Genomic DNA, 12,494 nt, shown 5'->3' with positions numbered 1-12,494 from the left:
TTGTCAGCCTAAAAAAGGCGCTCCCGGCCTGAACATACCGGGAGCGCCCCTGAAAATTAATTTCTGGCGGAAGCCAGCTCAACTTCATCAGATACAGCCTGAATTAAGCCTTTGATGTAGCCGTAGCTGAAAGAGAATGCCTGTAATCCACTACCAGGTTCGGCATGGTGCGGTACGTGGTCGGGCATCACCATACCGTCGAAGCCCACATCCCGCAGGGCACGAACTACGTGCAGGAAGTTCATATCGCCGTTGTCGGGGTATACTTCCTGGAAGTTGTTCCAGCCGCCCTTGATGTTCCGCAGGTGTACGTTGAAGATCTGGTTCCGCTCGCCGACCCATTTAATGATGGGGAAGATCTCGGTTTTCGGATCTTTAAGCCCTTCGGCAATGGAGCCGATGCAGAAATTGAAGCCGTGGTAGGGGCTGTCGTACAGTTTGGCGAACCGCTGAATGCCGGCAAACACATCCGGGCTGTTCCAGCGGGTAATACCCCGGTAGCCAACCGGCGTCGGTGGGTCGGCAATGTGGTTGGCCATTTTCACCTTGTACTCCTTAGCCACCGGCAGCAGCCGGTCGAGCATATAGGTAATGCGCTCAAACATCTGCTCGATGGATACGTCGCCCGCAATCGTCTTGGGATCGTTGCGCTTGATGGCTTCGGCATAGTTCCAGGTGCTGTAATCGGCGTTCCCGCGCTTGGGGTCGACGGTACGGCCCGTGCGCAATACCGGCAGAATGGTGGTGTTGTAGTTCAGTACCTTGATGCCCGTTTTGCCGGCCACCTGAATCATCTGCTGTAGGATCTCAATTTCGCGGTCCCGCTCCGGACTTTTGCCCAGCATGATGTTCGGGTACTCCACCTTATCAATGCCGGCGGAGGTCAGCGGAAAGTGGTAGGCATCCAGGCTGATACCGTACTTTTCGCAGGCTTCTTTCTTCGCCAGCGAGTCCTCCAGGTCCCACCCTTTGCCCGGTATGGTTTTTGGGGACCCCCCATCCAGGTTATACACGCCGTGACGAGCTTTGAACTCAAGGTTTTCCTTGCTGGTCCCGCCCGACTGGCAGCCCACTTTCATCAGCACTTTTTTGATCGGCTTTGCCGTGTTTTCAGCACTTGCCGACGCTGATTCAGGAGTAAAGGCTGCCGCCCCCATTGAACCAGCGGCAATGACCCGGATAAAATTTTTACGCTTCATGGTCTAAAGAGTTAAGGGTTAACTATTTGTTTTCATTGTTCCAGCACCAGCAAAAGAGCACTGTGGTCTAACTCGCCGTTGCCCTGCGCCAACGCGGCTTCCATCTGCGCAGCCACCTGAGCCGTGCCCCGCAACGGCACCGAAAACTCTTCGCCCGCCTGCAGGGCAATGCCCATATCTTTTTTGTGGAGCTTGATCTTAAAACCGGGCGTAAAATTTCGCTCGATCATCCGCTTGCCGTGCAGGTCCAGGATACGGCTCTGAGCAAACCCACCCAGCAATACCTCCCGCATTTTCTCCAGATCAACACCGGCTTTGCGGGCCATGGCAAAGGCCTCAGCCACGGCCTGAATGGTCATGCCCACAATCATCTGGTTGGCGGCTTTGGTTGTCTGTCCCGCACCCGGCTCACCGATGAGAACAATATTTTTACCCATGACCTGAAACACCGGCAGCGCCCGCTGAAACGCAGCGTCACGCCCACCGACCATGATGGACAGCGACGCGGCTTCTGCTCCTACCTGCCCCCCGGACACGGGCGCATCCAGTGCTTCAACGCCTTTCTCCTGCATCTGCTTGTATATGCTGCGGGCGGTAGAGGGCGCAATGGTCGACATATCGATAAACAATGAACCAGACCGAATACCATCCAGCACGCCATCCGGACCAGACACGACCTGCTCCACATCGGGCGAATCCGGCAGCATGGTGATGATGATGTCACATTGCTGCGCCAGTTCCTTTACCGAAGCCAATACCTCGGCACCAGCTTCGGCCAGTGCACCGGCCGCTTTGCTCTGGCTCAGTACAGCTACGGGAAAGCCGGCTCTGCGTAGATTCAGTGCCATGGGTTTACCCATGATGCCCAAACCAATAAATCCTATTTTTTCCATGTAAAACGGGTTACAACGTTTATCAGATCAGCGGAAAAAGCTGAGAGCCTATCATGATGACGATCAGGCCGACAATCCCCATAATGCAGAGCATGGGAGAAAACGTCTTCAGAGCCTCTTTCTCCGTCAGATTGCTCATTTTGCACACGATCCAGAAACCGGAGTCGTTCATCCACGGAATGAGTTTGGAGCCACAGCCGATGGCCAGTCCCAGGTATACCGGATGGAAATCCAGGTTTCCGTTGATCGCCAACCCCGACAGAATACCCGATGCCGTAATCAGGGCCACCGTAGCAGAGCCCTGGGCGGTGCGCACCACGGCCGAGATCAGGAAAGCCAGCGGAATCAGGGCCATCTGGTAGCCACTGGTCATGCCGGCAATGCGCGAACTGATACCCGTTTGCTGGAGCATTCCTCCAAACGCGCCACCGGCTCCGATAATCAGGATGATACTCCCCCCGCTCATCAGAGCCGCCTGTAGAAATGATCCCATGCCTTCCTTACTATCTTTCTTATGGGTCGCCAGTACCAGCAGCGCTACCACGCCCCCGGAAATCAGCGCAATGGTCTTGTCGCCGAAGAACTGGACTACCCCAAAGATCTGACTCAGAACGACCGCCTGTTTCACGCTTGTGGTCTGGTCAGCCGGCATGGCATCGGCGTAGGTATCGGCGCAGATAAAGATGAGCGGGATCAGCACCGGCAGCAGCGACACGCCCAGCGACGGCAGGTGCGCATCATCTTTGGCGGCCACCAGTTTGATGTCCTCCAGCCGCGCATCCAGCGAATCGCGTAGCGCAATCGGCCATTTCTGGTTCGCCCAGACGGCAAACAGGTACCCGAAGAAGATGGTAATCAGGCCCACAATGGTGCCGGTAATCATCATCAGCCCAATGGGTATTTTCATTTCGCCGATCAGGAACAGCGGTCCGGGCGCGGGTGGCACGAGTGAGTTGGCCATGGCGGCCCCGGCCAGGATGCAGAGCACCAGCAACAGGTAATTCTTGCCGATGCGCATGGTCATCACCTTGGCGATGGGGATCATCAGCAGGATAACGGTGTCGAAGAATACCGGAACGCCGATGAAGAAGCTGCTCACCAGAAACGCGATGGGTGCCCGTTCGATACCCGTGAACCGCAGCATGGAGCGCACGGTCCGTTCGGCGGCCCCGCTCTCCAGCATGCATTTACCAATGATAGCGGCCATGGCAATCAGAATACCGACCCGGCCGCAGGTGTTGCCGAACTCGGTGGCAATGCGTTCGCCAACGCTTTTGTTCGCCAGTTGCAGGGCCGCAGCCGGCGCTGTTCCTTTCGACAAGGCATATTGTTCGATGGCCGCTGCGGGCGTCATCATGGCCACCACAAAGGCCCCGAACAGCAGGGCCAGAAACGGATGGAGCTTTAACCCGATGATCCCACCCATCACGATGAGTACGCCGACAAGCAGGATAATTAGGGGGTCTGTCATTTTTTAGGTTTACAGTTTAAGGTTTGAAGTTAGGTTACCCCAACCCTAAAGGGAGCCTGCTGGCGCATAGACAGCTTCGCCCATTCAGGGTTAACGATGGCGTCAGCCCACTGGTGCGCCAGCAGGCCCCCTTTAGGGCTGGGGTAACAAGGCACTCATTGTCCATTGTTTACCGAAGCCGGCACAGCGCGCAGCGAATCCAGCCGCTTCGCCAGCGTACGGGCACCGTCGGCGACGAAGGTGGCATCGGCTCCGCATGCAATCAGGCGGATGCCCAGGTCGTGGTACGTTTGGTAGTCGTCCGGGTTAAAGAAGAGAATGCCGGTGGCTTTGCCCGCCTTTTGGGCTGCATTCACCGTTTCCCGCAGCGCTTCTTTAAAGCGGGGGTGATCGAACTGCCCGAAAATCCCCAGTTCCATCGACAGGTCGGCCGGACCGATGAACAGTACATCTACCCCATCCAGCGCGGCTACTTCGTCGAGGTGGTTCAAGACCTCCACGGTTTCGATCTGCACCACACCCAGGATGTTGTCCCGTGCCTCCTGGTAGTACTGGGCAAAATGTTGTCCAAAGCCCGTAGCGCGCACCATCTTGGCGACGCCCCGGTTTCCATGCGGGGGATAGTGCAGGCCGCTGACGACCTTGTGGGCTCCGGCCGGATTGGTCACTTTGGGACACATAATGCCTTCTGCGCCCATATCAAGCACCCGGTGAATACGCTGGCTTTCAGAACTCTCGACCCGAACAATGGCCGCCGTAGATGTATGTTCGAGAGCCTGTAACTGATACAGCACATCCCGTTCCGAGCCGGCTCCGTGTTCCAGGTCGATAAGTACCCAGTCGAAACCGGCCAGCCCAACAATCTCGGCCGTGAGCGAACTGCCCAGGTTCAGCCAGCATCCATGCAATGTCTCGCCCTGCTGCAGGCGCTTCTTCAGATTTTTCATGTGTTCCAGTTCAACAACTTGCGGAGGTTTCCGCCTTTGACTTTCGCCCGGTCCGCTTCGGTGTAACCCGGCATGTGTTTGTCGACGATAATAGGGGAACCACTGCCCCACACCATCCGATCCACGCCAAACGCCTGAATGACCCGGCGCGTAAACGGCAGCGCACTTTCAAAATAGGGTTTATCGGTGGCAAAATACTCTAAGCCGGAAAGCTTCATATACACGTTCGGAAAGCGGGCCAGGTCAAGCACATCGGCAAACTCCACGCCGGTACCCATATTCGGCTCGGCCAGGTGATCGATGAGTACTTTGCAGCCGGGAAAAGCCGCAATGGCGTCACCAGCCTGCCGGGCGTAATTCGGCCCGATGTGCAGTTCAATAATGAGGTCGTTATCAACGGCCTGCTTCCACAATGCGCGAACTCCGGGATCGGCAAACGTATTCAGATACGATTCCTTCCCCCGATGGGCGTGAAACCGGGTGGCGACGATACGCGGCTCCTGCCGGACAAGGGCCGCCAGCTTTTTCGGAGCGTTGGGGTCGTTCGGGTAGTACAGCGTTGTACCTCTCAGGCGGTTCGGCTCCCGCTTCAGGCAGTCGAGGATCAGCGCGTGATCGTCGCCGTACGGTTCCGGATGCACAATCACCGCCCGGTCGATCTTCTCCTCATCCAGGTGTTTCAGGTAGGCAGCCAGCGGATCGGCGGGCTGTTTGGATACGTCCGGTTTGTATACCGCCTGCGGATGAAACGGAAAGCGCTGCAGATCAGGGCTGAAGATATGGGCGTTCCATTCAATAACGGGTTCAGCCGGTTTATGGGCAAAGCCGGTACCAGACGGCCCTTCTGCCTTCGCCAGGTTAAAACCCAATCCTGCCAACCCGACACCCGTTAACGTAACCAGCACGTCGCGCCGGGTCGGCAGATTTTCTGTTTCATCACCGGCATCACCCAGAACCCTTTTCATCTCCGTTTGATCTTTATAAACCCGATTCTTCTATTCAATCACTCACCCATTCAACCATTCAACTATTTCTTATCCCACCACACCCGCGTATCCAGCAAATCGGGGCCCTGCCGGGTGATTGCCTGCTGCACATTGCTCTTATTCACGTTCAGTTCAGCATCGGTATAGGTAAGTCTGCGTATAAAAGGCTCGGTCTTAAGATCTTTACCCGGATAGGGATTAGCGGTCAGTACCGGATACCCACTGCGCCGGAAGTTAGCCCAAGCCTCCGGACCAATCAGGAACGAAGCTACCCAGTACTGTGTGTTGATCTGCTCCAGTTCTTTGCCGGTTTCCAGCGGATTCGCCTGCACATACGCCGTAATGGCGGCATCGGCAATGGCGGTGCTGGTGCCGTAAAGCGCAAACTGCCGCATGTGCGACCGGATACCGTTTGCGTACAGCGCAGCGGCATCGCCCGTTGCCCATTTACGGACTACCGCTTCGGCGAGCAGCAGTTGCGTCTGGGCGTAGGTCACCAGGAAACTCGGAGCCGTCAGGTTGCCCATCCGGGTGCGGTCGAGCTGGCTGTAATCCCAAAGGCTGGCCAGTTTCTTCTCCGCCACTGCTTTACTGATGGTGGTGTTGTCGTACCCCTGCGGAGCCCCGATCTGCACCTCCGGTTTGCGGTTGGCCCGCGACTCAACCTGCTGTGCCCCGCTGGCCGCACCCACATAGCGCACGGCAATAGACGCCAGCCGGGGGTCATTATTTTTCTGCAGAAAATCAACAAACTCTTCGTCGAGATAAAAGAACGCGGATTGTCCACCGTTCAACTGCGAGCCGACCGGGTTGGTGAAGCTGGCGTTGTGGCGGATGATGGCGTTGTCGTCGTTCGACTGCATCAGGCCACCCGCTACTGCTTTCTGGACCGTTGCCTGCGCCAGCGTGGGGTTCACTTTGGCGAGCCGCATACCCGCCCGCAGCAGCAGCGAATTGCCCAGCCGCTTCCATTTGGCTACATCGCCATCGTATAGCACATCACTGGTTATTCTGGCTTTGGAGGCATCCAAAGCTGCCGAAGCGGCCTCCAGTTCCTTCAGAATATCGGTATAGATGGCCTCCTGCGAATCGTAAACCGGCGTCACGATACCTTCCAGATAGCTTTTTCCGGCCTGCGTGTATGGCACATCGCCGTAGGTATCCGTCATCAGCATGAAGGCATACGCCCGCCAGATCCGGGCCATATTATACAGGTTAGAGCGCGGTGCGTTGTCTTTTGTCTTCGCAATAACATCCGTTAACTCCCGGATGATGTTGCCGTAGAACGTGTTCCAGTTACCGGCCGTAACACCCCGGTTGTCCTGGTTGAAATTAGCCGCCGACCCCTGTCCGCTGAAGGGGGTAATCATCTGCTTGACGATGGTTGTCTCGTAGCTTAGATTACCGTAGCCAGGGGCACTGTTCACAATAGCGGTGTTTAACTGGAATGCCGGGTCGACTGAGGTCAGCGCCACCGGATTGATGTTCATTTCGTCGAAGCCGCGGTCGCAGGAAGCCAGACCGAAGACAGCAAAGAGGCAGGCAGACAGATATAGGTGAGGCTTTTTCATGTTCGTTAAAACTTAAGATTAAGGTTAAAACCCATGCTGCGGGTGACGGGCAGACCGGTTGCTTCCAGACCCATCAGGTTGTCGGACGGAAAGCCGAACTGCTCCGGATGAATGTTGGGTACCCATTTTTTCAGGACCGCCACGTTGTTGGCCACGGCGTTGAGCCGCACGCCCTTGATGAAGCGGGACGAAGCCGGCAGCAATTTGGTGAAGTCGTAACCGAGCGTAATCTGCCGTAATTGCCAGAGACCCGCGTTGTACACAAACTCCTCGGCAATGTTCTGCGACCGTACCGTTTCGTAGTACGCCTGTACGCCCGACTTGGTCTGGTTAGTCTCCCCGTTCGGATTCACCCCGTTGCCAATCACAAAACCTTCTTCCCGGCCCACCAGTGTCGCCTTATGCAAGCCATGCCGCCAGGCATTGTGGTTGGTACCGGAAATCATCTTATGGCCCAGCTTAAAGTCGATCAGGAACGACAGGTTCACTCCCTTATAAGTGAAGCTGTTGGTGATCCCTCCTACCCATATCGGTAAGGCGCTGCCAAAATTGATCTGGGTCGGGGTCCGTAGCGGCCGTCCGTTACCTGCATCGAATACCTGCCGCCCCTGGGCGTCGCGCAGGTAGCCAAAGCCAAACAACTGCCCCATTGGCATCCCTACTACCTGGCGGAGTTCGCCGGTGAAGTCGCCGGTGCCGACGGTAATCATGTTGTCGCTGACGGAGCTACCCAGGTTCAGGACCTTCGTTCTGTTATACGCTGCATTAAAGATGGTGTTCCAGGTAAGCGCAGACGTTTTGATGGGCGAAAACGTCACCAGCATCTCCAGACCCCGGTTCTGGCTTTCACCCACGTTGATCAGCTGCGTCTGGTAGCCGCCCCCGTTGGAGATCTGTGCCCGCAGGATCTGGTCAGACGACAGCTTGTCGTAGTACGTCAAATCCAGGCCCAGCAGGTTGTTGAACAGCCGCAGTTCCAGACCCACCTCTTTTTCGGACACGCGCATAGGCCGCAGGTCGGCGTTCGGTACGGTGGTTCCGCTGATGCTGGCCAGAGGCTGGGCGGCTCCGCTCGGCGACGGAAACTGCTGCGGATTGATGCTGTAGAAGAGGTTGTTAGCGTAGGGCGACACATCGGTATCGCTACCTACTTCCGCATAGGCCGCCCGGATTTTACCGAAGGTCAGCCAGTTTGGCAACGAGCCGGCAAAGGCCTGCGAAAACACGAAACTGGCGGTAACAGACGGATACAGGATGCTACGGTTGGCCGGTGAGAGGGTCGAGAACCAGTCGTTGCGAACGGTTCCGTTGACGAACACAAAGTCTTTATAGGAAACTTCCGCCGATCCGTACAGGGAGTTTACCTGCCGCTCGGAGATTTCGTAGATTGGGTCACGCTGGCGGCTGTTGCTGATGGTGTAGAGGCCCCGGGTGTAAAAATCCTGCACAAATACGTTGTGCCGGCTGATCTTCCTGTACATCTGGTTGCCACCCAGGTTCACGTTTAGTCCAATCGCGCCAAAGGTCTTATTGGCACCTAAGAGAAAGTCTGTGTTAAGTTCCCGCACGTTGCGGGCATCCTGCACATACTGTCCGTTCACGAAACCAGCCGGAGCAGCAGGCTGGCGCTGGCTACCCGTGGGCAGGTTATAGTCCTGCTCGCGGGAGTAGTAGTCCTGCCCGATCCGGCCTTGCAGAAACAGCCAGTCAGTGAAGTTGTAGCGGGCGGTAATGTTGCCAAAAACCCGGTCGGTATTGATATTATCAAACCGCTTCAGGGCAAAATAGGGGTTGGTCCGGTTGGTAAACCGCGACCATACATACTCGTTGCCGTTGGCGTCGGTAGCGTATTTCTCCAGCAGGTCGAGCGGCATGGAGTTGGCCATGTTGAACAGCACCACGGGGCTGTAATCCTGCTCGGCAATATTGGGTGGGTTCTTCCGGAATTCTTTGGAGTAGTTCACGTTTCCCGATACGGTCAGCTTCTTAGCCAGCGTCTGGGTAAAGCCCAGGTTAATGGTTTGCCGGTCGTAGCCGGAACCGGGCAGAATGGTTTTGTTACCCAGGTTGGACACCGACAGACTGAAACCGCCAAACTCCCCCCCGGATGATAAGGTCAGCGTGTTGGTAAAGGTCTGCCCCGTCCGGTAGTACTGCGTAATCTGATTCCGCTGTGGCACATAGGGTACTTCTACCCCATCGAACAGGATGTGGGTCATGCCCGGCTTGAATTTCTCGCCAAAACTCCACTGACCGGAGGTAGGGTTGGGGGCCGTTGGCCGCTGCCCGTTTTCGCCCTGACCGTATTCGTACTGGTAATCGGTATAATCCAGGGGCGTATCGGTGGTAAAGTTGGAATTAAATTCCAGACCAATGCCGTTACCCGAACCTCTGGTTTTGGTGGTGATCATAATCACGCCGTCTTTGGCACGTGAGCCGTACAGCGCCGAAGCGGCCGCCCCTTTCAGCACGGTCATGGTTTCAATGTTGTCCGGGTTGATGCTGCTCAGGCCATCGCCCCCATCCGATGTCCGGTTGCTGCCCCGCTCCGACACATCCCCTCTGGCTCCGTAAGTCGTGTTATCAATCGGCACGCCGTTGACCACAATCAGCGGAGAGTTGTTGCCGCCGAACGACGACTGCCCGCGAATCCGGATCTTACTGGTACCGGCCGGACCCGAGCCAAGGGAGGTAATGTTTACCCCGGCCATTTTGCCCTGGAGGGCGTTCATAAAATTGGCGGTACGGTTCACCGTCATCTCCTCGGCCGGCACCGTAGCGGTAGCATAGCCCAGGCTTTTCGATTGTTTTTTGATACCCAGGGCGGTTACCACTACCTCTTCCAGCGCTTTGTTTTCGGGGGCCAATGAGATATTGAAGACGGATTGATTGCCCACGGTTACCTCTTTGCTCGCAAAGCCCACAAAACTGAATACCAGCACGGTCGACCCGGCGTTGTCATCCGGCACCTCCAGTTGAAACGTACCCTGGGCGTTGGTGCTGGTCCCGCGCTGCGTTCCTTTAATCAAGACGGAAACGCCCGGCAGGCCGGCCCCTTTTTCGTCGCTTACTTTACCCGACACAATCCGTTTGGGGGCGGACTCACCCACCTTCTCCATAAGCTCCCGAAGCCCGGTCTCGACCGAAGCCGACGCACCGGGCGACAAAACGACTTTCTTGCCTACCAGCTCATAGCTGACGTTCATGGGTTTGAAGAGTTTGGTCAGGACCTCTTTCAGCGTCGAGTTGTTGAGGTGGATGCTGATCTTCTGCCGCGACTCGATGACCTGCGAGCTGTACACAAACTGCACCTCGGTCGCTTTCTCGATCTCCGCCAGTACCTTTTTGATCTCCAGGTTGTCGGCGTGTAACGTCAGGCGTTTGTTCAGGTATTCCTGCGCGTTGGTGGTATGGGCATACGATACCCCCACCAGCAGCAGCATAACCAATCCTTGGGTTAGCGAAAACTTCATAAGGGTCAGCCACAGTTGCCTGTAAAGGTGATTTTCCATAAGATATGATAAGGTTAAAGGTTCAGGGTTTACTTACACCCCCGGCCACTGATGATAATCTGGCCATCGGTGATTTCGTAACTGGCGGATACGGACTTGCACAGCAGGTCCAGCTTCTCGTACAGGGACTCACTCGTCAGTGCGGCCGTGACTTTGCAGGCCGCAAAACTCTGCTCATCGAACTGAATCGGAATCCGGTAACTGGTTTCCAGTTCCCGTAAAATGGCCGGCAGGGAGACCTCATCGTACACAAAGTCGCTCTCCCGGCTGCTTGTCTCGACCAGCGACGGGTTGGCTACCAGCGTCTTGGTCAGGTGGCCGACGTTCTTCTCGAAGATGGCGGCCTGGTTGGCGGTCAGAATCAATCCATTGACTTCTTTGTTGGCGGGGGTTTGCTGGGGTTTATGTTTATAGACGGATACTTTACCGGATAAGACCTGGACCGATATTTTTTTATCAAGGTCGAACGCCCGCACCACAAAACGGGTACCCAATACCCTGGTCACCATCTCGCCGGTGTAGACCATAAAGGGCCGGTTCTGGCGCTTCACCGAAAACACGCCTTCACCGGTCAGGTACACCACCCGCGACTGCTCCGAAAACACCGATGGGTACCGGATGCGGCTCCTGGGGCTCAGCAGCACTTCGGAGCTGTCGGTAAGTACTATACGCAGGGGATCCCGGGTGTCGTTGATTGTTTCTACCAGCTGGCTGGCTGCGGCAACGGGTAACGAGGCTTTTGGCTGAGCTGGCGTTGCGGTGTAGAAATACCCGCCCACTGCCAGTACCGCCAACAGACAGGCCGCAGCCGCCATCCCCCACCGCAGGCCCAGGCGAAATAAGGGTATGTTCGCTTCCTCGGAAGGCTTTTCCGGCGCGGGTGGCCGACGGGTAGTGAGGCCGCTGGCCGTTTCAATAAACTGCTCGACCTCCCGCCGGATTTCGGCTTCGCTGATCCGCTCGGGTGCGACCGATACCGCCCGGATAAACTGCTCGGCCTGCCGGATCATCGCCCGCTTCTCCGGATGGTTCTGCACAAAGGCCAGCCAGAACGACTCCTGAGTGCTGCGTCCCTGCACCCACTGCTGAAAGTCCTCGTCCCGGATAAAGTCCTCGACCGTATACTGCTGGTAATTCTTCATGTCATTGCTGCCTTCTGTTGATAAAACGATACTGCTGAGGTCCTTATCAGACCCAAATCGACCACTGGAGCAGGAACCCCACGAAGGCGACGGCCCAGTTTTTCCGGAGGCTGTTCAGTGATTTATTGAGCAGGTTGTAAACTGACTGGCGCTCCAGTTGCATCACCTCGGCGATCTGCTCGTAGCTGAGGTCCTGATAAAACCGAAGGTAGATCAGTTCTTTCTGCCGGTCGGGCAGATGCCTGATTACCTGCTCCATCTTGCGAACCTGATAGATTTCATGTTCCTCCTCAATCAGGCGCAGGTCAGCTGCAAACTCCACGGAAAACGAATATTCGTCGGACAGGCTGGACTGATGGGTGTTGTACTTCTTTGACAATTCCCGTAGAATCCGCGTTTTAAGCACCACGAGCAGGTAGGAACGTACATTCTCGACGGAACCGATGGTATCGTGGATCTTCCAAAGGCTGACAAACATCTCCTGAATGCAGTCTTTGACAAACTCGCGGTCGGCGTGCAAACGCATGCCCCAATGAAAGAGATCCGGGTAAGCGCGTTGGATGATATTGGCCAGGGCATACATATCCCCCGCCCGGTATTCGTGCCAGAGTTGCTGTGCTTCGTCCGAATCAAGCCGTCTGTTCATAGGGGTGGGTATATAACTTTCCTACATGATTCATTTAGCAATCATAATCTACCCTTCTTTTTTGAAATATTTTCTTAAAATTCTTATAGGAAATAAATACCCCCGCCCTTTGTCCGCGTTTCCAACC

General features: G+C 56.0%; 9 protein-coding genes. All 9 read right to left on the bottom strand.

The window, feature by feature from the left end; all coding sequences use genetic code 11:
• Positions 1–56 precede the first annotated feature (56 nt).
• Entirely contained in the window at positions 57–1,199 is a 1,143-nt protein-coding gene (locus tag ABD949_RS25770; RefSeq protein ID WP_345248468.1) for a mannonate dehydratase, read from the bottom strand.
• Between the two features lie 32 nt (positions 1,200–1,231).
• Positions 1,232–2,092 (bottom strand): 2-hydroxy-3-oxopropionate reductase, encoded by an 861-nt coding sequence (locus ABD949_RS25765; RefSeq protein ID WP_345248466.1) that lies wholly within the window; start codon positions 2,090–2,092, stop codon positions 1,232–1,234.
• Positions 2,093–2,114: 22 nt separating this feature from the next.
• The gene (locus ABD949_RS25760) at positions 2,115–3,563 is read right to left on the bottom strand and encodes a GntP family permease (RefSeq protein ID WP_345248464.1); all 1,449 of its coding nucleotides are present in this window, start codon (positions 3,561–3,563) and stop codon (positions 2,115–2,117) included.
• Between the two features lie 155 nt (positions 3,564–3,718).
• Positions 3,719–4,510: an HpcH/HpaI aldolase family protein gene (locus ABD949_RS25755; RefSeq protein WP_345248462.1), complete on the bottom strand. Its 792-nt coding sequence runs from the start codon at positions 4,508–4,510 to the stop codon at positions 3,719–3,721.
• On the bottom strand, positions 4,507–5,475 hold the full coding sequence (locus ABD949_RS25750) for an amidohydrolase family protein (protein ID WP_345248460.1): 969 nt from the start codon (positions 5,473–5,475) through the stop codon (positions 4,507–4,509). Before ABD949_RS25750 ends, ABD949_RS25755 begins: the two co-directional genes overlap by 4 nt.
• A gap of 62 nt (positions 5,476–5,537) precedes the next feature.
• Positions 5,538–7,067 carry a SusD/RagB family nutrient-binding outer membrane lipoprotein gene (locus ABD949_RS25745; protein WP_345248458.1) on the bottom strand — a complete coding sequence of 510 codons (1,530 nt, stop codon included), beginning with the start codon at positions 7,065–7,067 and terminating at the stop codon, positions 5,538–5,540.
• A gap of 5 nt (positions 7,068–7,072) precedes the next feature.
• Positions 7,073–10,579, bottom strand: a complete 3,507-nt coding sequence (locus tag ABD949_RS25740) for a SusC/RagA family TonB-linked outer membrane protein (protein WP_345248456.1) — start codon at positions 10,577–10,579, stop codon at positions 7,073–7,075.
• A 29-nt stretch (positions 10,580–10,608) separates the two neighbouring features.
• Entirely contained in the window at positions 10,609–11,721 is a 1,113-nt protein-coding gene (locus ABD949_RS25735) for a FecR family protein (protein WP_345248454.1), read from the bottom strand.
• Between the two features lie 46 nt (positions 11,722–11,767).
• On the bottom strand, positions 11,768–12,367 hold the full coding sequence (locus ABD949_RS25730; protein ID WP_345248452.1) for an RNA polymerase sigma factor: 600 nt from the start codon (positions 12,365–12,367) through the stop codon (positions 11,768–11,770).
• Positions 12,368–12,494 lie beyond the last annotated feature (127 nt).

It is taken from the genome of Nibrella saemangeumensis, assembly GCF_039541915.1.
In the GTDB taxonomy this organism is placed as follows: domain Bacteria; phylum Bacteroidota; class Bacteroidia; order Cytophagales; family Spirosomataceae; genus Nibrella; species Nibrella saemangeumensis.
Note: the sequence above shows the minus strand (reverse complement) of the source record. Positions and strands in the feature narration are given on the sequence as shown.

Coding starts and splice junctions, on each gene's coding strand:
- ABD949_RS25740 (WP_345248456.1), bottom strand. CDS start 10,579: ATGGAAAATCACCTTTACAGGCAACTGTGGCTGACCCTTATGAAGTTT.
- ABD949_RS25755 (WP_345248462.1), bottom strand. CDS start 4,510: ATGAAAAATCTGAAGAAGCGCCTGCAGCAGGGCGAGACATTGCATGGA.
- ABD949_RS25730 (WP_345248452.1), bottom strand. CDS start 12,367: ATGAACAGACGGCTTGATTCGGACGAAGCACAGCAACTCTGGCACGAA.
- ABD949_RS25760 (WP_345248464.1), bottom strand. CDS start 3,563: ATGACAGACCCCCTAATTATCCTGCTTGTCGGCGTACTCATCGTGATG.
- ABD949_RS25765 (WP_345248466.1), bottom strand. CDS start 2,092: ATGGAAAAAATAGGATTTATTGGTTTGGGCATCATGGGTAAACCCATG.
- ABD949_RS25735 (WP_345248454.1), bottom strand. CDS start 11,721: ATGAAGAATTACCAGCAGTATACGGTCGAGGACTTTATCCGGGACGAG.
- ABD949_RS25745 (WP_345248458.1), bottom strand. CDS start 7,067: ATGAAAAAGCCTCACCTATATCTGTCTGCCTGCCTCTTTGCTGTCTTC.
- ABD949_RS25770 (WP_345248468.1), bottom strand. CDS start 1,199: ATGAAGCGTAAAAATTTTATCCGGGTCATTGCCGCTGGTTCAATGGGG.
- ABD949_RS25750 (WP_345248460.1), bottom strand. CDS start 5,475: ATGAAAAGGGTTCTGGGTGATGCCGGTGATGAAACAGAAAATCTGCCG.